Origin of the sequence: Microvirga puerhi (assembly GCF_020089865.1) — a bacterium.
Taxonomy (GTDB): Bacteria; Pseudomonadota; Alphaproteobacteria; order Rhizobiales; family Beijerinckiaceae; genus Microvirga; species Microvirga puerhi.
Genome location: NZ_JAIRBM010000003.1, coordinates 370,063 through 389,923, shown reverse-complemented (window position 1 = coordinate 389,923; position 19,861 = coordinate 370,063). Strand labels below are relative to the sequence as shown.

Genomic DNA, 19,861 nt, shown 5'->3' with positions numbered 1-19,861 from the left:
AGGTGATCTTGCAGTTCTGGATGGTGACGTTCTCGGCCCGGACCCAGATCTGGCCGCGGACATTGAGGTTGCTGAGAACCGTGCCGGCTTTGGTGACGATGATGTCGCCGGACGCCGTCAGCGTCACGCCAGCCGGAAGTCCCGTCGTCGATGAAGTCGGAAATCTTGAAACAGCAGAAGCGGACATCCTGCCTGCTTTCGTCATAGCTTCGGAGTCCGCACTCCGAACAAACGTCCACACCGCTCCAAGGGAGATTAGAAACGACAACATGCCAATCCGAACCCAAGCGGCAGGCCGCAGCCGAACGGCGCCTAGACGGGCTTGGCCATGCCGAAGCCAGTTCAATGACAAGCGAGAGAGGACGCCAAAAATGTTCTTGCCCTCGCAAACATATGGGCCTCCGGCGATCGAAGGCGCCAAGCTATCGTCGGTGAAGCTCTAGAAGCACATTACCCGAATAGGCGAGACCGCCACATTGCAAGTGGCCTTCTAGATCGCAACATGGCGCTATACCTTCAAGACTACCAGAATGCGGAGCGGCCCGACTGAAGCTTAGTCCCTTGCAATATTGATGGAATTTCTGTCTGCCCAGGAGAGGTAAGTCATAGTCGCAGCCACCAATATCGCGGACTGCGATATCGTTGTTTCATGCTTAGAGGCGAACTCGATCCCTTAGGAATGTCGACAAGGCAGACCATAGACGCCGTAGCACCTTGATATGGAATACTTCTGACTAGAAATGAACAGACGAGCCGCCTCATTGGAAGCTGGATTTCTTTCGCGTAAGGCGCTCGGAGCCATGCATACTTCGCGGAATCAAAGGTGCATCCGAAAAGAACATGGTTATGGCCTATCCGGGCAGATCATCGTTGGAACTATGGATGCCTCTCTCCGCTCCGCGCTTACGGTGACTAAAATTGGCTACTCCCATTTATGTGCAGCCCTTTGCTCATTGAGGGTCGCATCTTTGCAGATGAACTGGTTTCGCTTCCCCCGATTCGCGGATCGTCATTTGCCTTAGCTGGAACACCCATCTCCCATACAGCACAGGTCTAGGGCATGGAAAAAGTCTCGATCATCATTGTTAACTACAGGACCGCCGATCTTACCATCGAATGCGTCAAGTCTATCCTTGCCGCCGATATCAAAAACATCTTGATTGAGATCATTATCTTGGACAACGCATCTCAAGACGGGTCCTATGAACGTCTTGCATCACTCTTTCCTACCCTTGCAGTTGTCGCACTTGAGAAGAATGTAGGCTTTGCGGCGGGCAACAATCGCGGAGTCGAGATTGCAACTGGAGAGTACGTTCTCTTCCTGAACCCCGACACGGTCGTAAAGCCCGGAGCGATCGAGGCGCTCTATGCATTTGCAAAGCGAAGGCCTGAAGCGGGTGCGTGGGGTGGCAGGACGCTGTTTGCGGACGGGTCGCTGAACCCGACTTCGGTCAGCGCATTCGTGACCATGAGAAGCATCTTATACCGGGCAGTAGGACTGTCCGCTCTTCTCAAGAAGAGTCCCACGTTCAACCCCGAGACCTACCCAGGATGGCAACGTGATACGGAGCGAAAGGTCGATATCCTTTTCTTCTGCTTCGTTCTGGTTCGCGCCGACATTTGGCGCAAACTCGGCGGCTTTGATGAACGCTTCTTCATGTTCTGTGAAGACGACGATATCTGCTGGCGTATGCAGAGGGTCGGGCTCGATCGTCTCTTCTCTCCCGAGGCTTGCATCATACACTATGGTGGGGCATCGACGCCCAGCCGTCCGAACCGTATTGCCATGCTGCTGGCGGCACGCCTGATGTGGCTTAAACTCCACTGGAGCCCCCTCGCGGCACGGACCGCCTGGCTCATCATACAAGCCGGCGTCTTCGCACGAATGGTTGCCAACAAGACTGTCGGTTGGGGGGCGCATCAGACGGCAGTCTGGGAGCAGGTCTGGGCAGAGAGAGCCGTTTGGGCTCGTTTCCCGAACTGACAGCTTATGAAATCCTTTGGAAAAATTTGGGCGGAAGTTAAAATGAACAATGCGTCCCTCCGAGCTACTGTTTCAAGACACGTCCCATACCCGGTCATCGAGACGTCGCGTCGCGTCGTGCACTTTGGCTTTTCTCATAAATGCCACGTCTGTGGTGCTCGTGTTCGTAGATTGCTACCGCAAGGATACGGCTATCCGCTGCTTGAACGCCTTCAGGTCGTCGGTGGAATGTACAAGGACAATGACCGTTGTCCCATTTGTCATGCAGGCGAGCGGGATCGCCTCGTCAAATTCTATCTGGAGCGTCATATCTTCAACCAGTCTCCGCGACCGATAACTGTCGTTCACATGGCTCCCGAAAAGGGGCTGACGCGATACTTCCAAAGTAAACCTGGCCTCCAGTACCATCTTGGAGATATTGAACCTCATCGCTATCGGCATGCAACTTCGGTTCAGAAAATGAACCTACTGAATATGCCGCTCGACAACGGCTCCGCTGACGTCTTCGTCTGCAACCATGTGCTGGAGCATATCGTCGACGATCTCACTGCCATGAGGGAAATTCATCGCGTTCTGTCGCCGACAGGCGTTGCCGTATTGCAGGTGCCGATTGCCTTGAAGCTTGAACGCACCATCGAAGGCGATGGAACCGAAACCGAAGACGAGAAGCTCATCCGCTACGGACAGCGTGATCATGTTCGTATCTATAACGAGACTGGTTACACGGAGCGCCTTGAGGCTGCTGGCTTCAGTGTCGAGCACTACAGCGCGTTCGACGACAGCGAGACCGCGGCGGCGGAATGGCGTCTTAATCCATTCGAAATTCTTCATGTCTGCAGACGTCGCAAAGGAACGACCCTATGAAGGGCGATCAGCTCGATACGACCGCGGTGATCATTCCGCACTACAGAGATGAGGAACGACTGGACAAGTGCCTTGGCGCTCTCGCCGCCAATGATGGCTTCGATAGCGTAGAGGTCATCGTTGTCGACAATGACTCAGGAATCGATTTGTCACCCTTGTCTTCCAAATATCCGTCCGTGCAGTTCGTGATCGAAACGACGCGAGGCGCGGCGGCTACCCGCAATCGCGGCGTCCGTGAATCATCTTCCTCCATGTTATTTTTTATCGACTCGGATTGTGTTCCCGCTCCGAACTGGCTCCGAGCTGGACGCGCTGCTCTTCAGAAGTCGGATATCGTCGGAGGATCCGTCGATCTTTTCGATGAAACTCCTCCTCCCAGGAACGGGGCGCAAATCTTCGAAACGGTTTTTGCCTTCAATCAGAGGCAATATATCGAAAAGCAAGGGTTCTCTGTAACGGCAAATCTTCTCACGTGGCGGCACGTCTTCGCGGATGTCGGCGGGTTCAGATCGAGGGTGTCGGAGGATGTGGATTGGTGCCATCGGGCGCTTAAGAAAGGTTATCGGCTTGTTTTCGACGACGGAGTCGTGGTCGCCCATCCAACGCGAAGGGACCTGAGCGATCTGACAAGAAAATGGAAGAGAATGGTTCAGGAGAGATTTGAGTTACAAACCCAGCGCCGATTTGCTCGAACCTACTGGGCTACCCGAGCCTGCCTGGTTCTTTGCTCTCCCTTATTGGATGTCCGCCGCATTCTGCTCAGTCAACATGTCCATGGCCTAAAGGAGATTTTGCGAGGAGCCTATGTCCTCTTTTATCTTCGTACCTTGCGTTTCATCTGGATGATGCGGCAAGTCATTTCGGGACACCTGGATCGGCGCGATGCAGATTATCACCCCTCTCGCGCGCAACTCAAATCTTAGCTCTGGTTCACACCATGATCCGTTGGTGATACCGGCATGAGATCAAGAGCCAGTTCGGGCACCGCTCGTTCCCCACAAGGTTATGCAAGGACGCGCCGAGAGGTTCATCTCGCGCGACAAGAGAGCCGAATAGCAAGTCGCGGCGTGAGAGGTGCCAGACCACGGCCAACACCAGAGCCGGCAGGCAGGCGAACGCTGCCGTGGCCAGTCATACTGTTTCTCATATCATTGACGATCCCCTGGATCATCGCGATCGGTACGGCACGGCTGTCCGTCTATCGCTTGATTCTGATGGCGATGCTTGTCCCTTCTCTCGTCATGTGGGTTACGGGAAGGGCTGGAAAGGTAAGAGTGGCAGACCTCGCTCTTCTCGCCTACGCCTCATGGTGCTCGATGAGTCTCTTCATCGTGCATGGGACGCAGATCGGAATCCAGTCCAACATCGTTATCTTCCTTGAAGCAACAGCTCCCTATTTCCTCGCGCGATGCTACATCCGGAGCGCAGACGACTTCTATAATATGAGCCGTCTTCTCTTCTGGATCTTCGTCTGCATCCTCCCCTTCGGGCTTGTGGAAACGGTCACGGGACACAATGTCTACCTGGAGCTCTTCAGCAAGATTCAGACATCCATTCCCGATAACCCCTATGCTCCCCGTTGGGGACTCCGACGTGTTCAGGCATTTGTCGAACACCCCATTCTCTTTGGGATCTGTGCGGCCAGCATCTTTTCTTTGACGCACCTCGTCCTCGGCTACGGAAAGTCCTTGCTGCGGCGCTGTACTCAGTCTGGCCTTGCCATGGTGACCGCCTTCTTGTCGTTCTCTGCTGGCCCAATCGGAGCCGTTTCGCTTCAGGCCATGCTCATTGCATGGGATCGGCTCTTCAAGGGTAGTAACTGGCACTGGAAGCTTATCATCTCTGGCATCCTTGCGGCGAATATTGTCATTGCCACCATTCCTAACCAATCATTTGTCGCCTTCTTCATCTCCAACTTTACCTTCGACCAGTCCGCAGCCTATTTCAGAATTCTCATTTGGACCTACGGTATACAGTCGGCGTTTAACCATCCGCTCTTTGGCGTTGGCTTCGGTGAGTGGGATCGTCCGGCATGGATGCCCTCAAGCATCGATCTCTATTGGCTTATTCCAGCCGTCCAGTACGGCATCCCGGCTGCGATCCTACTGCTTCTAGCCTTCGGTTCGGCGTTCTTCAGCGTCGCCATGAGAAAGGGCCTCAGTCCCAAGCTTTCCGAGTATCGCAAGGCTTACCTACTGTGCATGGCAGGCTTCTACATCGCTGGTTGGACCGTGCACTACTGGAATGCTACCTACGTTCTCTTCCTCTTCCTGCTCGGAAGCGGAATGTGGCTGCTCGATGCCGATACAACGGAAGCTTCCCAGCCAACCCCGCCCTCGAAACGGCATGATCGAGTTTCGCGTCGCGCCGTAGCTGGCATCCGGATGCGTGAAACTGAAAAAGAACGAGAGGTTTAGGTGTCCCCTGTCGAGGTGTCCGGGCGTGCGTCACCGATTGGCGATGCCTGCAAGCTCCATCAAGGGAGCATCGTCACATGACGGCATCACGATGACTGCAAGAACAGGGTGCTTCGGCATATCGAATCCAAGGTTGCGTCCCAACTTGCTCCAATAGTAGTGAACGCGCGTCTTAAAGATCGGCTGCTCGCGGTAGACTTGTCCCGCGAACGTGTAGAAAAGCTGGTCATCCGCAGCAATCTTTGCGACAAGCGATTGATGCCACCCTTGAGGCGATACCTCTGAGACTCTGATGGCACAAGATCCCGAGGTACCGACCACCCAGGCCATGTCGTCCGGAGGCGCAAACTGATTTGCCGTGTACCCGTGCCGATCGAGCACGCTCGCGATCTGGTTCAGGTCTACGTTCGGTTCTGCGCCCAGTTTGCCGGTGAGATGGGGGATCTTGAGGGACAGGCTCAACGCCAGCAGGAGTCCGAAGGCAGCGCTAAGCGCGGGCCGCGTTATGATCATGTCGCACCCCAAGGAGACAAATCCCGACCGTAACGCCGAGGATGATCCAACTCGCAACCGTTGCTCCAATCGGACCATGCAGGAGGTCGAAATAGTGCGGATAGAAACCGATCAAGCTGATACGCGTCACATTAATCGTCACAACGGCCGAGCACGCCAGGAGAACCCACACGAGATTCCGTGCTGAATATGGCCGATCCCACACCTTCGCAATCGTGACCCAACAGAGAATGGCCAATGAGACATTGGCCAATGACGAACAGGCGGGAGCGATCCAGAGATAGCCGGAACCGTCAGCGAATTCGACCGCGTTGCCCAAGCGATGCGTTCCAACGAGCCACCCTACGAGCGCTGCGTCACCTTGCAGGATCGTGTCACTCAATGTCGCGAAGAGAAGCCTTGACCAAAACATGGGAACCGTGATGCCCAGAAGAATCCACGCCCCCCGATTGAGCGGGCTTGAACGGTCCGACGTCCAGATGAGATAGATCGCTAGAGCAGAAAGTGCGAGCCAGCTGAGCGGTATGATCGGCGCCAGAAAGGCGAGTGACACACACACGCCGACGATCCGGTCGAGGCGCCTCGTCAACGGTTGATTGTCCTGCAGCAAAAACCTGATGCTGATGAAACAGGCGACCCAAACAACGGCACTGATATTGAAAGTGTTGAGAAGAGCTGCGAAAGCGCCGCTATCGAGGATTGAGCCCGTCACCTTCTCACTGATGCCGTTCGCAAACCCAATGGCAGCGAGGCCCGCGAACAGGACGTTGCGGGAGATGCCCGAAAGAGCTCCAACGAGTTGCCCAACCGGCCGTTCCCTTGCAGCAACACCCGTTGCCGACCGGGCTGCCTCAACGGTTCCAAGCGATCGGTCGAGGGGATCCGCCGTCACGCTATTTCGCCATGTCACGATTGCGGTAGCGGCGCCACAGAACATATCCGCCTGCAACGATCAGGAAAGGCAGGCCGGCCCCCGCAAGTGGACCAGGCGCTCCCCTGTTGTAGCCTCCAGAATCGCCTTTTTCCTTTCCATACGCCCACCCTAAGCCTGGGCTGTTCGGGTTGCGATCGGCAGGGGGGGCGGCCAGGGCATATGAGCCCATCACGGTCGAGACGAAGACGACCCCGAGAAAAGACCTTTGCCAGGAGCGCATGAGGTCCTCCTACTCGTTGAAATCGGCCCCATCCATCAATTAAACCCGAACTGGAGACGCAGAGCACCCCTCCTATCCCAAAGCGTTCGGATCTGACTGTCTGGGTTACCTATCTGGAGGCCTGCGACCGCTCTGTTCCGGTGGAAGGCGAGCTTGGCCTTTCCGTGTACCTCGCCTGTCCTGGCCCGTCGGGTCTTGTCCCCTGAGCTCTGCCATGGCATCGCTACTCGGCTGTCGAGGAATAGACCTGCTGTGATCGAGACCGAAGCCACTGCCCTGCCAGACGTGCTCATCGTGCGAACGAAGGCCTTTCAGGACTCTCGCGGCTTCTTCACGGAAACCTATAATCAGGCAGCTTTTGCGAAGGCCGGCATCACCGAAGCCTTTGTCCAGGACAATGTCTCCCTGTCGACACAGGTGGGCACAGTCAGGGGACTACACTTCCAGCTCCCTCCTTTTGCCCAGGCCAAGCTCGTTCGCGTCGTGCGGGGGAGGATTCTCGATATTGCTGTCGACCTCCGGCGCGCCTCACCTACCTTTGGTCAGCATGTCGCCGTCGAGCTCTCGGAAACTAACCGGCAACAGATTTTCGTTCCGGCGGGCTTCGCCCACGGCTTTTGCACGCTAGAGCCGAACACGGAGGTCCAATACAAAGTCAGCGCCTCCTATTCGCCGACCCATGACCGCGGCTTGGCCTGGGATGATCCCGCGCTTGGGATCCCTTGGCCCGTCGCGCCCGAACGTGCCATCCTTTCCGACAAGGATACTAAGCATCCTCGTCTCGCTGCATTGGCAGCCGAGCTGTTTTGAGGTTTGATTCGTGCGCATCCTTGTCGTCGGTCGTGAAGGTCAGGTTGCCCGGTCTCTGGCTGAACGAGCATCCAGCCACGGTGTGTCAGTGACCTTGCTCGGGCGCCCCGATCTAGACCTCGCGGCGCCGGCCAGTGTGATCGCGGCGCTCAGATCGGTCGGTGGCGACGTGATCGTCAATGCAGGAGCCTATACGGCCGTCGATCAGGCTGAACGAGAGCCGGAGCTGGCAAAAGCCATTAATGGCACGGGGGCGGGCGCAGTTGCTGCTGCCGCAGCCGCTATGGCGATTCCCGTCATCCAGATCTCGACTGACTATGTGTTCGACGGAGCAGCTCCCGAGCCCTATCGAGAGGACGATCAACCGGCGCCGCTTGGCATCTATGGTGCCTCCAAACTGCTGGGTGAGCAGGCCGTGATCGCGGCAACCGACAATCACGTCATCTTGCGCACGGCTTGGATCTACAGCCCCTTCGGCAAGAATTTCGTCAAGACCATGTTGAGGCTCGCACGCGAGAGGGACGAAATCGCAGTTGTTTCCGACCAGATCGGTTCACCGACAAGTGCTCTCGATCTGGCGGACGGCATCATGATGGTCTGTCGACATCTGTTGGACCGGCCCGATGATCCGGCCCTGCGCGGGACTTTCCATATGACGGGAACGGGCAGCGCGAGCTGGGCGGAGTTCGCTGCTGCCATCTTCGAACAATCAGCTCGCCTTGGCGGCCCCTCCGCCCGCGTCCGCCCTATTGAAACCGCCGCCTATCCTACGCCAGCCCGCCGCCCCGCCCAATCACAGCTTGATGGAAGTCGCCTCGCAGCGATCCATAAGGTCGTGCTGCCACCGTGGCGCACCTCCCTCGAAAACTGCGTTGGGCGCCTCCTCAGCGAGCATTCTTATCAGGAGCGTTCTTCATGAAAGGCATCATTCTGGCCGGAGGATCGGGCACGCGCCTGCATCCGATGACCTACGTGACGTCGAAACAGCTTCTGCCGATCTATGACAAACCGATGATCTACTATCCGCTCACCACGCTGATGCTGGCGGGCGTCCGGGACATCCTGATCATCTCGACGCCCGACGACCTACCCAAATTCAAGCAGTTGCTTGGCAGCGGCGAACGCTGGGGCCTGCGCCTTTCGTACGAAGTACAACCCAAGCCGGAAGGTCTTGCGCAAGCCTATATCATTGGAGCGGACTTCGTGGCTGGCGACCCCTCGATCCTGATCCTGGGGGACAATCTCTACTTTGGCCACGGCCTGCCCGAACTCCTTGCCGCACCAAAGCGCCGATCCGTCGGCGCGACGGTCTTCGCCTATCGGGTCACCGATCCCGAGCGTTATGGCGTGGTGGAATTCGACACCGGGGGGAAAGCACTATCCATCGAGGAAAAACCGCGGCAGCCCAAATCGAACTGGGCGGTGACCGGCCTGTATTTCTATGATGCGCAGGTCGTGGACATCGCCGCAGGCCTCAAGCCATCGGCGAGAGGAGAACTCGAGATCACGGACGTGAACCGTGCCTATTTGGAGATGGGTCAGCTGCAAGTGGAACGAATGGGGCGCGGCTTTGCCTGGTTGGATACGGGCACACCGGATGCATTGGTGGAAGCGACCGAGTTCGTTCGGGCACTGAGCAATCGACAGGGCTTTCGCATCGCCTGTCCGGAAGAAATCGCCTTCAATCTCGGCTGGATCGACAGGGAGCAGCTGGAGCGCCTTGGGCAGGAGCTCTCCAAGAGCAGCTACGGACAATATCTCCTGAGCCTTGCCGCAACCGACAGGTGATATCGGGACACCTGATCGCCGCCTGAAAACAACGCTCCTTGGGAACCGACATCACGAAGAGGCGCTCTCGTCATGGACCAGCATCCTGCCGTAGCCCGAGGGCGAACAGCCGTTATCACGGGCGCCGCGAGCGGAATTGGTCTCGCAGCAGCCAAGCACCTTGCGAAACTCGGCATGAAGGTTTGCTTAGCGGATCGCAACAGCGAGGCTCTTAACCACAGTGCGGTCGAGGTCGTCGCCCTTGCCGAAAGTCCCGATCATGTCATCGCCGTTCCCACGGACGTTGGCCAGAGGGGCGATGTTCAACGCCTTCATGACCAAGCGCTCGCCGCATTCGGCGAGGTGGCATTTTTGCTGAACAACGCCGGAATCGAAGGTGGAGGCCAGATTTTTGGCGATCCAGAACGATGGAAGGTCATCCTCGAAACCAATCTTTGGGGCATCATCAACGGGGTACAAATCTTTGCGCCGACCATGATGGCCCAGGGGACCCCATGCGCAATCGTCAATACGGGTTCCAAGCAAGGCATCACGACCCCGCCGGGCGACACAGCCTATAATGTCTCCAAGGCCGGAACTAAGGTGGTGACCGAAGCGCTCGCGCACGAATTGCGGAAGCGAGCCGATTGCGCGGTCACGGCGCATCTTCTCATTCCAGGCTTCGTCTATACGGGCCTCACGAGGTCGCGCGGCGTCACCGAGAAGCCCCCGGGAGCCTGGGAGCCCGAGCAGGTCATCGCTTTCTTGCTCCAGAGTATGGCGCGGGGCGACTTCTATATCCTGTGTCCCGATAACGAGACGACTCGGGATATGGACGAGAGACGGATGAGCTGGGCGGCAGACGATATCATCCGCAACCGGCCTGCCCTGTCCCGCTGGCACCCCGATTTCAAGGATTCCTTCGAACGCTTCATGGCCAAGCAGCAGGACGAGTCCTGAGAGCTGGCAATTCCGAGAAGCCTCGAACTTCCGGCCAACGGCTTTCCCAACATCGGCAGAGGAAGCGCTTGCAGGGGGGACGACAGATTTCAGGTGAAGGAACACCACCTGGGAGCTGGCGATTCACCACACAGGGAGGAGCCGCTGCATATGCCCAGCTTGCGCAGGAATCCCATCGAGATACTGGCTCGGCTGGGTTACGGCGCGCGCGGCGTGGTCTATGGCCTCGTGGGCGGCCTCGCCCTTCTGGCAGCCATTGGCGCAGGCGGGCAGACGGCGGCAGCCGTAACGCTCTGCAGACGCTGCTGTTCGAGCCTTTTGGCAAAGTCTGGCTCGGGCTGATTGGTCTTGGCCTTCTCGGCTTCTGCCTCTGGCGCGTCCTTGAAGCGCTGACCGACGCGGATCACCAGGGAGCCGACCTGAAGGGCTGGACGGTGAGAGGTGCCCGTCTCATCAGCGCCGGCATCTACGCTAGTCTGGCGGTTTCGGCCCTGAGTCTCGTCCTGGGCCGGAGCTCTGGAGGAGCAGGCGAGGATCAGGCCGCCCAAGATTGGACGGCGTGGCTCCTGGGACAGCCTTTTGGCCAATGGCTCGTCGGGCTTATCGGCGTAGCCGTTATTGGCACTGGTCTTGCATTCGCCCGGAAGGCGTGGCGCGGCGATGTCACCCGACATCTTACGCTTCCCCCCGACAAGCGGGACTGGATCGTTTCTCTCGGGCGCGTCGGCTTTGTGGCGCGGGGCGTGGTTTTCGTCCTGATCGGCGGCTTCCTGATCCTGGCGGCCTTTTATAGCAACTCGTCAGAAGCCCGCGGCATTGGCGGCGCGCTGCAATCATTGCAGCAGCCCTACGGCTGGGCACTCCTGGCACTCACCGCTACAGGCCTCTTCGCCTTTGGCCTGTTTGGCCTGGTGCAAGCTTATTATCGGCACATCGACGCGCCGGATCTCGATGATGCCAAAGCGGCCGCCGCTCACATGGAACCTTAGGAAACATCCTTTGGAGAACTGGCGATCCCGGGAGGACTCGAACCTCCGACCAACGGTTTAGGAAACCGCTGCTCTGTCCTGCTGAGCTACGGGACCGCTTGGAGGGATGAGTAGCACAAATCACCCACAGGTAAACGGGGTCTTTGAGGGCGCGCGCGACGGCCAGGAATGTCGCCAACCGTGGGAAAGATTATTATCCTCGCGAATTTGGGTCGATTCGATGAAAGCCCCCTTCTTGACTGGGTTCGCCCTTGCCCTGCTCGGCTGCCCGGTCTACCTGACCTCGTCTGAAGCGGTCACAACCAAGCCGCCAACCTCCCCTGAAATCTCGGACTGCGTTGCGACAGCCACGCCGGATCGCATCAAGGCCGTGATGCCCGATGGCGACCTTGTTCTCGCGGCCGGCGGCCGGACCAGGCTCTCAGACATTCGACTTCCAGAGCCCCCCGCCGCCCGGGAGCAGGCCCTGACGAAGCTTCGGAGCCTGGTTGATCAGCCGATCATGGTCCAAAGCCTCTCCCGCCCTGATCGGTGGGGGCGCCGTATCGTGCGCATTCGTGCCATGGATCAGGGAGAAGCAGCGGATCTCGCCGAGACCCTCGTAGATGCAGGCCTTGCCTTGGTCGATCCCGGCACGGCGAGCACTCTGTGCCAACCGGAACTGCTTGCCATTGAGGAAACCGCACGCGAGCGGAGCCTTGGCCTCTGGACCGATGGTCTTTATAAACCCATCGACGCGAGCCATCCCGGCAACCTGGACGATCGATTCGGGACATTCGCCCTTATCGAAGGACGGGTGAGAAGTATCGGCGAGCGCAAGCAGAGAGTCTATTTGAATTTCGGAGGGCATTGGGCAGAGGACTTCACGATCATCATTCCTAAGAAAACCTGGAAGCTCATGACGGAGCGGGGCCTGACGGCTGCGAGCCTAAAAGGGCAGCGGATCAGAAGCCGAGGCATTTTGGAGCCTTGGCAAGGGGCCGCTCTTACCGTTGTAGTACCGGAGATGATCGAGCACCTCGATGGCACGCGCCTGTCACGCTGAGCGAGCATGAGCCGGATACGTCAGACAAAAGGAATGCGGGTCGCCGGAAGCGTTTTGCTCATGGCCTGGCTCGCTGGTTGTGCGGCATTCGACAGCAACGTGTCACTGCCGGCGGATGCTCCGCGCGTCGTCGGCGCAGAGCGCCCTCGCGACCGCGATCATGAGCGCCTGGTGGCCGCCTTTGGAGGCGAGTTGCGGGCTCCCGACGTCCAGCGCGTGCTGAACGACATCACAAAGCGCCTCGTCGCGGCAAGCGACAGACCGGACGAGGCCTATCAGGTGACCGTTCTGAACTCTCCGGTCGTGAACGCGTTCGCACTTCCCAACGGCCGTCTCTATGTCACCCGAGGTTTGCTTGCACTCGCAAACGACGAAGCCGAGATCGCTGCAGTTCTGTCCCACGAGATTGCGCACGTCACCCTCCGTCATGCATCGCAACGCAACGAATTGCAGGCGCGCTCGACCCTGATCAAGCGCGTGACGGAAAACGTTCTCAATAACGCCGAAGAGGCTGCCCTCGTTCAGAACCAGGCGCGCTCGACGCTCGCAAGCTTCTCACGGGCACAGGAGTTGGAAGCCGATCAGGCTGGCGTCAAAGTCTTGGCCCGAGCTGGTTTCGATCCTTACGGCGCGCCCCGATTCCTGACGGCGCTTGGGCGTTCGGCCACCGGCGGCTCCGATGCGAGCGCCGATATGATGGCAAGCCATCCCAATACGCGGGACCGGATCGCCTTGGCACTGCAAGCGGCCCGCCGGGCAAGCGCTCCTGGAATCGGGGAATCCGGGCGCCTGGAGTATCTTTCGGCGATCGATGGCATTGCCTATGGCGACGATCCTGCCGACGGCGTGGTGAGAGGGCGCCGGTTCATCCATTCCCGCTTGGGAGTCGCGTTCGAGGCGCCAGAGGGTTTCACACTCGAGAATACCTCGCAGGCCGTCCTCGGAGCGTCCGCCGACGGCAGTCGTCGCCTGCTGTTCGATGCGGCCGATACCCCGGCCGGCCAAAGCCTTGAGGAGGTCCTGCGCTCGACCTGGAACGATACGATCGAGCCAGGCAGCCTTTCGACGACCACGATCAACGGGCTACCGGTCGCAACGGCCCTCTCGACCGGCAAGGAATGGACCTTCCGCCTTTCCGCGATCCGAATCGGCAATACCACCTATCGCTTGATCATGGCGTCCCGTGCGGGGGGCAGCGGTCTCGAAAATCTATTCCAGAGGACATTGGAGAGTGTCCGGCAGGTCCAGCCGGACGAGGCACGTATGATCCGGCCTCTCCGGCTCAAGATCGTTGTGGCGCAACCGGGCGACACGGCGCAGAGTTTGGCGGAGCGGATGCCGGTCGACCGCCCCCTCGATCGATTCCTGCAGCTGAACGGCCTTGAGAGAACCGATGCCCTTAGAATCGGGGAGCGCTATAAGATCGCCGTCGAATAGGCCTGAAGGATAAAGCCTCAGACGAATGCGCCGGAAGCCTGCGGATAGCGTTCCATCAAGGCCCGTTTGAGCTTCTCCAGAGCCCTGTTCTCGATCTGGCGGACCCGCTCTTTGGAAATTCCGAGGCGATCGCCGAGGAACTCGAGGGTCACCTGTTGGTCATCGAGGCGGCGCGCACGCAGGATGCGCAGTTCGCGCTCATTGAGAACCTCAAGAGCCTGCTTAAGCCAACGGACCCGCCGCTCGCTGTCGATAACATCGCTCACGCTCTCGTCAGGCAGCGGGCTGTTGTCGACAAGAAACTCGACTCTTTCGGCCGAGTTCGAAGCGTCGGCGTCCAGGACAGGCGCATTCAGTGAGGTATCGGGGGCGGAGAGCCTGGCGTCCATCAGGGCGACGTCGGCCCGTGAAACCCCGATGGCTTCCGCGATCTTTTCGTGAATTTCGGACGCAATCCTCTCTTCGCCCCCGCGCGTCAGGCGGGCGCGCAACCGGCGCAAATTGAAGAAGAGGGCTTTTTGGGCGGAACTCGTGCCTCCGCGAACGATGGACCAGTTGCGGAGGATATAATCCTGGATCGACGCCCGGATCCACCACGTCGCATAGGTTGAGAAGCGGACCTCCCGTTCCGGTTCGAAGCGAGCCGCTGCCTCAAGCAGGCCCACATGCCCTTCCTGAACCAAATCGGCCATTGGCAAACCGTAGTGGCGGAAACGGGCTGCAAGGGCAATGACGAGCCGCATATGGGCCGCCGTGAGTTGATGGAGCGCGGTTTCATCCCGCTGCTCTTTCCAGCGCACGGCAAGGAGATGTTCCTCCTCCCGCTCGAGGAATGGAGCGTTCATGGCTGCGCGGACGAACCGACGACGAACCCCAGAGATTTCTCCCATTGCGTCCTCCCTTGGCAAGGACACAACGAGCGAGGCTGGAAAAAGTTCAGCTGAAAACGGCTTAGTTTGCGGAAATAGAGTCGAGGCTAGCAAAAACAAGCCATCGCATAAAGAAAAGCCCGGCCAAGGCCGGGCTTTGATAACGTGAGCGAGAGCGGATTAGGCCGCCTCTTCCTGGAGATCGTCCCCTTCGACATCTCCTTCCGCCTCGGCACCCTTCGCAGCGCGGCGCGGAGATTTGGCAAGGCTCTGCTCGATGAGTTTCAACGCTTCAGTATCTGTAATCTTGTTAACCGCTGCGATCTCGCGCACGACGCGATCGAGGGCAGATTCATAAAGCTGGCGCTCGCTATAGGATTGCTCAGGCTGAGCCTCGGAGCGGTAGAGATCGCGTACGACCTCCGTAACGGAGATCAGATCGCCGGAATTGATCTTGGCTTCATATTCCTGAGCGCGGCGCGACCACATGGTGCGCTTGATCCGGGCCCGGCCCGTCAACACGTCCAGGGCCTTCTGCACGAGGGCCGGCTCAGCAAGCTTACGCATGCCGACGCTGGCTGCCTTCGCCGTCGGAACGCGGAGGACCATCTTGTCCTTGTCGAAGGAGACCACGAAAAGCTCCAGCTTGAAACCCGCGATTTCTTGCTCCTCAACGGCCGTGATGCGGCCGACGCCATGGGCGGGATAAACGATCGCTTCGCCGGTCTTGAAACCGAGACGCTGGGCAGACTTCTTGGCGGTGGTCATGCGAGAGAGGCCTCCTTGCATGCTTCCTCGCAGTTCACGAGGGCGCTTCGTTTCGTCGGACAGGGATCCGGCGGAACAATAATTGACGAGCTGCGGAACTTGACTATTCCGCTCGTCTCCCTGAATTACGTCAGTAGCCAAAACACGCCCGAACCCCTGACCTGAAGCAGCAAGCTTCCTCAAGTCACGGGGTGCATCCATCATTGCTTCATCTAGTGAGCCGCCGAACTGCGGAATTGGCACACTTCGGGCGCAAGCGACTGCATTAGTGAGACCCTATCACAGACGCGCCGAAAAAGCAAAAATATTTCAGAAAGAGCGTAAAGAGGATGCGAATATGCTCAAGCTTCCTCAATCCCCCTCGCCAGGATTAGAGGAGAAGAACTTTTCGTATTTACCCGAAACGCCATCAAATTCCTTGGCATCAGAAGGGGGATCCTTCTTCTGGGTAATATTGGGCCAGCTCTTGGCCATATCGGCATTCACCTTGAGCCATTGCTCCAGGCCCGGCTCCGCATCGCTCTTGATGGCCTCGGCCGGGCATTCCGGTTCGCAGACCCCGCAGTCGATGCACTCGTCAGGGTGAATGACGAGCATGTTCTCGCCCTCATAGAAACAATCGACCGGGCACACCTCCACGCAGTCCATGTATTTGCACTTGATGCAATTGTCAGTGACGACGTAGGTCATGAACGGTCCTCTGAGGGTCTGTCCGGTATTGATCGCGAATGCGCTGACGCCGCTCTACTCGCTGTCGTCTCCCCTGACAAGCGCTCCCTTGTCATGGGTGAGATCCGCGTAAAGCAGCCGTGCTTCCGGTGCTGGGCCCCGCCTCTCTCCAAGGTCCTCAACCCTCAGGACAAGCGTCGCACGGGCAAGAGCCAACGTAACGACATCCCCGACGGCCAGAGGCTTGGCGGGATTCTCGGCCTTCTGGCCATTCACCCTGACGAAGCCACTTGTGACGAGCTTCGCCGCCAGGGTCCTGCTCTTCGCAAAGCGCGCGAACCATAGCCATTTGTCGATCCGCTGCCGATCCTCACGCATCGACCGCCGAGATAGAACGCTTCCGCCGAACCCCGTTCCACGCAGAGCCGAAAGGCTGGGCACGGAAGACAGGGCTGCGGCGGTGCTTTCTCACTTTTTGCTGTCCTCAAGTTGCGCCTTGAGAGCCATGAGCTTCGCGAAAGGCGAGTTCGGATCAGGCTGCTTCTCCCGCCGATCGAAGCTCGGTTCGCGCCGCGGCTCACTCCGCTTGTCCGGACGCCCCCCTCCATTGCGGCGCTCGTCCGGGCGGCCTGGGCCACGCGGCGGCCGGTTCTGCGGCCGCCCTCCTTCTCCCGTTGCTTCGCGACGCTCCGGCCTGCGTTCATGGCGGGGAGCGCGGTCCTCCGAGCGTGGCTCACCGTGGCGTGGCCGGCGATCGCCTCGCTCGGGCCGACCGCGACCCTGACGAGCGTGGCCTCCCTCATGATGCCGCCGGTGTTGACGCCAAACCTCGATCACCTCGGGCTCGGCCGGTGCCTCAACGGATGTTTCGGCGGACTCGACCGAAGCAGCGACGGTTTCGGCTTCCTCAGGCGCCGTCTCCGGCACGAAGGCGGAGGCTTCCACGCTTTCAAGGGCGGCTGCGTTGGGCTCCCCAGCCTCCACCGGCGCGGCCACAGCGGCTTCAGCTGGTGCTTCGGCTGCGGGAGCGTCGGATGCAGCATCCCCACTTGGCTGCGCCAGCGCCGTTGTCGCCGCAGCCTGGACGAGCGGAACCGTAATGGCCGGTCCCGGGCGACGGTCCATCACATAGCCGAGCGACTTGAGAATGGTGCCGAAGTCCTCGCCGGCACAGCCGACGAGGGATGTCATGGCGACCGTCGCCACAAAACTTTCACCATCAGCCGCTCCAGCCGGGGGCTCCCCCGGGGTGGCGCCAGGACGGTAGGCAATCGCCGGACGGATCAGGTCTGCGAGGCGCTCCAGAATGTCGACGCGCACGGCGCGATCACCGCAGACGCGGAATCCCGCCGCACGGTAAAGGCCTGCCGCGATCTCCTTGTCCACCGGTATCGATGTCCGGCCCGACTGAGCGAGATGAGCGATCTCGTCGATGCCCCTCTGGTCAAGCCCACCGTTTTGAAGTGCCCAGAGCTGCGCCGCAAGAATGCGCGGGGCAGGCTTGAGCAAGGCAGGCAGATACAGATGATAGGCGCCGAACCGGACGCCGGCCTTGCGCAGGGCGCCACGGGCGTCCTGATCGAGGCTGCGGACGTCGTTGAGCACTTTCGCGCGCTCGAGCACGCCGAGGGCCTCGACGATCTGGAAACCAATGCCACGGGCGAGGCCCGTAAGCTCCTGAGAACTTTCAAGCTCCATCAAGGGGCCAAGCAGGCGCACGATGTAGGCCCTGAGCCAGGCCTTGAGACGACCATCGACCTTGTCACGGGCCGGGCCCGTCAGCTGCTCATCGGACAGGATCCGCAGACGGGGCTCGAACAGCTTATCGCCCGGCTCCAGCTTTGCGACAGGGTCGCCCATCCAGCGAATCGTCCCATCGTTTGACAGCACGAGCATGGTGTCCGGCGCCTCGGCGAAACGATCCGCTCTGGCTTCGATCTCGCCGGCGAGGGCCTTGCCGGCCGCGCTCCGCAAGGTCTTGGCCTCCGTGGTGTCGGCCTGGGGGTCAGGCACGAAATGGAAGCCGTGCAGGTGACCGATGTGCTGACCCTCGACCGTAACATCGCCGGTGGTCGTGATTTCCGCTTCGAGCATCGTGTTCTCTCTCAAGCGCCGCATGAGAACGCTCGTGCGCCTGTCGATAAAGCGCTGGGCGAGACGTTCATGGAGCGCGTCCGATAGCTTGTCCTCTACCTGACGCGCAACACCCTGCCAATGCTCCGGATCCTTCAACCAGTCCGGACGATTGGCCACGAAGGACCAGGTCCGGACCTGAGCGATGCGGTTCGACAAGGTATCGATGTCGCCATCTGTCCGATCCATTGCCAGAAGATGGCGCGAAAACCAATCCGCCGGTACGGATCCGTCCTTCATTAGGAACCGGTAGAGCTGCCCCACGAGATCCGCATGGGTCTGTGGAGAAACTTTCCGGTAATCAGGAACTTGGCACACCTGCCACAGACGTTCCACCGCCACTTTCGACCGACCATAGGCCTGAACGTCGTCGTCACGGGCCAGAATCTCCAGTGCCGCTACGTCCTCCCCCATGGGAGCGCGAACAAGTCCGTATTCACGCGGCTGTTCCGAAAGGCTGTCGCGCAGCCGGCCTAGGGACGAAAAATCGAGGTCCGGGTTCCGCCATTGCACGATTCGGACCGGATCGAAGGCATGATTCTCCAGGGCTTCGACCGTTTCCGCATCGAAGGGCGGACAGCGCCCGGCGGTACCGAAAGTGCCGTCCCGCATATGGCGACCGGCGCGGCCGGCAATCTGCGCGAGTTCGGCTGGGTAAAGCTTGCGGAACCGGAAGCCATCGAATTTCCTGTCGGCCGCGAAGGCCACGTGGTCGACATCGAGATTGAGTCCCATGCCCACCGCATCGGTGGCGACAAGATATTCCACGTCCCCGGATTGGTAGAGTTCTACCTGGGCATTTCGAGTGCGAGGCGAGAGGGCGCCGAGCACGACCGCCGCTCCACCCCGTTGGCGGCGGATCAGCTCCGCGATGGCGTAGACCTCCTCAGCGGAAAACGCGACGATTGCCGTCCGCCTGGGCAGACGCGACACCTTCTTTTCGCCCGCGAAGGAGAGCTGCGACAGGCGGGGCCGGGTGATCACATGCACCCCTGGGATCAGGGTCTCGATAAGGGGCCGCATGGTATTGGAGCCGATCAGCAGCGTCTCTTCGCGCCCGCGCTGGTTCAGCAACCGATCGGTGAAGACGTGACCCCGATCGAGATCAGCAGCGAGCTGAATCTCGTCGACGGCCACGAAGGCGAGATCGAGATCTCGCGGCATCGCCTCCACGGTCGATATCCAGTAGCGGGGCCGGTCAGGCTTGATCTTCTCTTCGCCAGTGACCAGGGCGACGTTGTGGGCCCCCGCCTTTTCCACGACGCGCTGATAAACCTCTCGCGCCAGGAGCCGCAGCGGCAGGCCGATCATCCCCGACTCGTGACCAAGCATCCGCTCGATGGCGAGGTGGGTCTTGCCGGTATTCGTCGGGCCGAGCACGGCTGTCACGCCACGCGCGCGCACTTGCGGGGGAAGGGAACGGCGGGTCATGCCTGAATGCAAAGCGATGGAATACAATCCCAGGGTTGAGAAGATCGGAAG

General features: G+C 59.5%; 19 protein-coding genes, 1 tRNA gene and 1 pseudogene. 11 read left to right on the top strand and 10 right to left on the bottom strand.

The window, feature by feature from the left end:
• The coding region (locus K9B37_RS06210; protein WP_224312119.1) for a hypothetical protein at positions 1-187 on the bottom strand (187 nt) is incomplete at its 3' end.
• 873 nt (positions 188-1,060) lie between these two features.
• On the opposite strand from K9B37_RS06210, the gene K9B37_RS06205 reads away from it, so the two are divergent.
• From K9B37_RS06205 to K9B37_RS06190, 4 genes are all read left to right on the top strand, one after another.
• The gene (locus K9B37_RS06205; protein ID WP_224312117.1) at positions 1,061-1,984 is read left to right on the top strand and encodes a glycosyltransferase family 2 protein; all 924 of its coding nucleotides are present in this window, start codon (positions 1,061-1,063) and stop codon (positions 1,982-1,984) included.
• A gap of 6 nt (positions 1,985-1,990) precedes the next feature.
• The gene (locus K9B37_RS06200) at positions 1,991-2,848 is read left to right on the top strand and encodes a class I SAM-dependent methyltransferase (protein ID WP_224312116.1); all 858 of its coding nucleotides are present in this window, start codon (positions 1,991-1,993) and stop codon (positions 2,846-2,848) included.
• Complete coding sequence (locus tag K9B37_RS06195; protein ID WP_224312114.1) at positions 2,845-3,771, top strand: glycosyltransferase family 2 protein; 927 nt, start codon at positions 2,845-2,847, stop codon at positions 3,769-3,771. Before K9B37_RS06200 ends, K9B37_RS06195 begins: the two co-directional genes overlap by 4 nt.
• Before the next feature lie 351 nt (positions 3,772-4,122).
• The gene (locus K9B37_RS06190; protein WP_224312112.1) at positions 4,123-5,265 is read left to right on the top strand and encodes an O-antigen ligase family protein; all 1,143 of its coding nucleotides are present in this window, start codon (positions 4,123-4,125) and stop codon (positions 5,263-5,265) included.
• 30 nt (positions 5,266-5,295) lie between these two features.
• On the opposite strand, the gene K9B37_RS06185 is transcribed toward K9B37_RS06190, so the two are convergent.
• Genes K9B37_RS06185 through K9B37_RS06175 form a run of 3 tightly spaced genes read right to left on the bottom strand, consistent with a single transcriptional unit; the run spans position 5,296 to position 6,932 of the window.
• Positions 5,296-5,778, bottom strand: coding sequence for a hypothetical protein (locus K9B37_RS06185; RefSeq protein ID WP_224312111.1), 483 nt, complete (start codon positions 5,776-5,778; stop codon positions 5,296-5,298).
• The gene (locus tag K9B37_RS06180) at positions 5,753-6,670 is read right to left on the bottom strand and encodes a hypothetical protein (protein ID WP_224312095.1); all 918 of its coding nucleotides are present in this window, start codon (positions 6,668-6,670) and stop codon (positions 5,753-5,755) included. Before K9B37_RS06180 ends, K9B37_RS06185 begins: the two co-directional genes overlap by 26 nt.
• A 1-nt stretch (position 6,671) precedes the next feature.
• Positions 6,672-6,932 carry a hypothetical protein gene (locus K9B37_RS06175; RefSeq protein ID WP_224312093.1) on the bottom strand — a complete coding sequence of 87 codons (261 nt, stop codon included), beginning with the start codon at positions 6,930-6,932 and terminating at the stop codon, positions 6,672-6,674.
• Positions 6,933-7,187: 255 nt separating this feature from the next.
• Between K9B37_RS06175 and rfbC the strand changes: the two genes are divergently transcribed.
• From rfbC to K9B37_RS06150, 5 genes and pseudogenes are all read left to right on the top strand, one after another.
• Complete coding sequence (gene rfbC, locus K9B37_RS06170) at positions 7,188-7,742, top strand: dTDP-4-dehydrorhamnose 3,5-epimerase (RefSeq protein ID WP_224312156.1); 555 nt, start codon at positions 7,188-7,190, stop codon at positions 7,740-7,742.
• A 10-nt stretch (positions 7,743-7,752) separates the two neighbouring features.
• Positions 7,753-8,661, top strand: coding sequence for a dTDP-4-dehydrorhamnose reductase (gene rfbD, locus K9B37_RS06165; protein ID WP_224312091.1), 909 nt, complete (start codon positions 7,753-7,755; stop codon positions 8,659-8,661).
• Complete coding sequence (gene rfbA / locus K9B37_RS06160; RefSeq protein ID WP_224312089.1) at positions 8,658-9,530, top strand: glucose-1-phosphate thymidylyltransferase RfbA; 873 nt, start codon at positions 8,658-8,660, stop codon at positions 9,528-9,530. Before rfbD ends, rfbA begins: the two co-directional genes overlap by 4 nt.
• 72 nt (positions 9,531-9,602) lie before the next feature.
• The gene (locus tag K9B37_RS06155; protein ID WP_224312088.1) at positions 9,603-10,469 is read left to right on the top strand and encodes an SDR family NAD(P)-dependent oxidoreductase; all 867 of its coding nucleotides are present in this window, start codon (positions 9,603-9,605) and stop codon (positions 10,467-10,469) included.
• 150 nt (positions 10,470-10,619) lie between these two features.
• Positions 10,620-11,458: pseudogene (locus tag K9B37_RS06150) on the top strand (DUF1206 domain-containing protein).
• Between the two features lie 19 nt (positions 11,459-11,477).
• Here K9B37_RS06150 and K9B37_RS06145 read toward each other — a convergent pair.
• Positions 11,478-11,554, bottom strand: a tRNA-Arg gene (locus K9B37_RS06145).
• A 124-nt stretch (positions 11,555-11,678) separates the two neighbouring features.
• Here K9B37_RS06145 and K9B37_RS06140 point away from each other — a divergent pair.
• A complete protein-coding gene (locus tag K9B37_RS06140) occupies positions 11,679-12,503 on the top strand; it encodes a thermonuclease family protein (protein ID WP_224312087.1) in 825 nt (274 codons plus the stop codon).
• A gap of 60 nt (positions 12,504-12,563) precedes the next feature.
• Positions 12,564-13,940 carry a M48 family metalloprotease gene (locus K9B37_RS06135; RefSeq protein WP_224312086.1) on the top strand — a complete coding sequence of 459 codons (1,377 nt, stop codon included), beginning with the start codon at positions 12,564-12,566 and terminating at the stop codon, positions 13,938-13,940.
• 17 nt (positions 13,941-13,957) lie between these two features.
• Here the strand turns inward: K9B37_RS06135 and K9B37_RS06130 are convergent, their stop codons facing one another.
• From K9B37_RS06130 to K9B37_RS06110, 5 genes are all read right to left on the bottom strand, one after another.
• Positions 13,958-14,830 (bottom strand): RNA polymerase factor sigma-32, encoded by an 873-nt coding sequence (locus K9B37_RS06130; RefSeq protein ID WP_224312085.1) that lies wholly within the window; start codon positions 14,828-14,830, stop codon positions 13,958-13,960.
• A gap of 159 nt (positions 14,831-14,989) precedes the next feature.
• Positions 14,990-15,577 carry a CarD family transcriptional regulator gene (locus K9B37_RS06125; protein WP_224312084.1) on the bottom strand — a complete coding sequence of 196 codons (588 nt, stop codon included), beginning with the start codon at positions 15,575-15,577 and terminating at the stop codon, positions 14,990-14,992.
• A 351-nt stretch (positions 15,578-15,928) separates the two neighbouring features.
• On the bottom strand, positions 15,929-16,267 hold the full coding sequence (fdxA, locus tag K9B37_RS06120; protein WP_224312083.1) for a ferredoxin FdxA: 339 nt from the start codon (positions 16,265-16,267) through the stop codon (positions 15,929-15,931).
• 54 nt (positions 16,268-16,321) lie between these two features.
• Positions 16,322-16,624: an RNA-binding S4 domain-containing protein gene (locus K9B37_RS06115; RefSeq protein ID WP_224312154.1), complete on the bottom strand. Its 303-nt coding sequence runs from the start codon at positions 16,622-16,624 to the stop codon at positions 16,322-16,324.
• A 90-nt stretch (positions 16,625-16,714) separates the two neighbouring features.
• Positions 16,715-19,810: a helicase-related protein gene (locus K9B37_RS06110; protein ID WP_224312082.1), complete on the bottom strand. Its 3,096-nt coding sequence runs from the start codon at positions 19,808-19,810 to the stop codon at positions 16,715-16,717.
• Positions 19,811-19,861: the final 51 nt, after the last annotated feature.

Bases quoted from the DNA above. Each gene is read 5' to 3' on its own strand.
- K9B37_RS06205 (WP_224312117.1), top strand. From the start codon at position 1,061: ATGGAAAAAGTCTCGATCATCATTGTTAACTACAGGACCGCCGATCTT.
- K9B37_RS06200 (WP_224312116.1), top strand. From the start codon at position 1,991: ATGAAATCCTTTGGAAAAATTTGGGCGGAAGTTAAAATGAACAATGCG.
- K9B37_RS06195 (WP_224312114.1), top strand. From the start codon at position 2,845: ATGAAGGGCGATCAGCTCGATACGACCGCGGTGATCATTCCGCACTAC.
- K9B37_RS06185 (WP_224312111.1), bottom strand. From the start codon at position 5,778: ATGATCATAACGCGGCCCGCGCTTAGCGCTGCCTTCGGACTCCTGCTG.
- K9B37_RS06175 (WP_224312093.1), bottom strand. From the start codon at position 6,932: ATGCGCTCCTGGCAAAGGTCTTTTCTCGGGGTCGTCTTCGTCTCGACC.
- rfbA (WP_224312089.1), top strand. From the start codon at position 8,658: ATGAAAGGCATCATTCTGGCCGGAGGATCGGGCACGCGCCTGCATCCG.
- K9B37_RS06155 (WP_224312088.1), top strand. From the start codon at position 9,603: ATGGACCAGCATCCTGCCGTAGCCCGAGGGCGAACAGCCGTTATCACG.
- K9B37_RS06140 (WP_224312087.1), top strand. From the start codon at position 11,679: ATGAAAGCCCCCTTCTTGACTGGGTTCGCCCTTGCCCTGCTCGGCTGC.
- K9B37_RS06135 (WP_224312086.1), top strand. From the start codon at position 12,564: ATGGCCTGGCTCGCTGGTTGTGCGGCATTCGACAGCAACGTGTCACTG.
- K9B37_RS06130 (WP_224312085.1), bottom strand. From the start codon at position 14,830: ATGGGAGAAATCTCTGGGGTTCGTCGTCGGTTCGTCCGCGCAGCCATG.
- K9B37_RS06125 (WP_224312084.1), bottom strand. From the start codon at position 15,577: ATGACCACCGCCAAGAAGTCTGCCCAGCGTCTCGGTTTCAAGACCGGC.
- fdxA (WP_224312083.1), bottom strand. From the start codon at position 16,267: ATGACCTACGTCGTCACTGACAATTGCATCAAGTGCAAATACATGGAC.
- K9B37_RS06115 (WP_224312154.1), bottom strand. From the start codon at position 16,624: ATGCGTGAGGATCGGCAGCGGATCGACAAATGGCTATGGTTCGCGCGC.
- K9B37_RS06110 (WP_224312082.1), bottom strand. From the start codon at position 19,810: ATGACCCGCCGTTCCCTTCCCCCGCAAGTGCGCGCGCGTGGCGTGACA.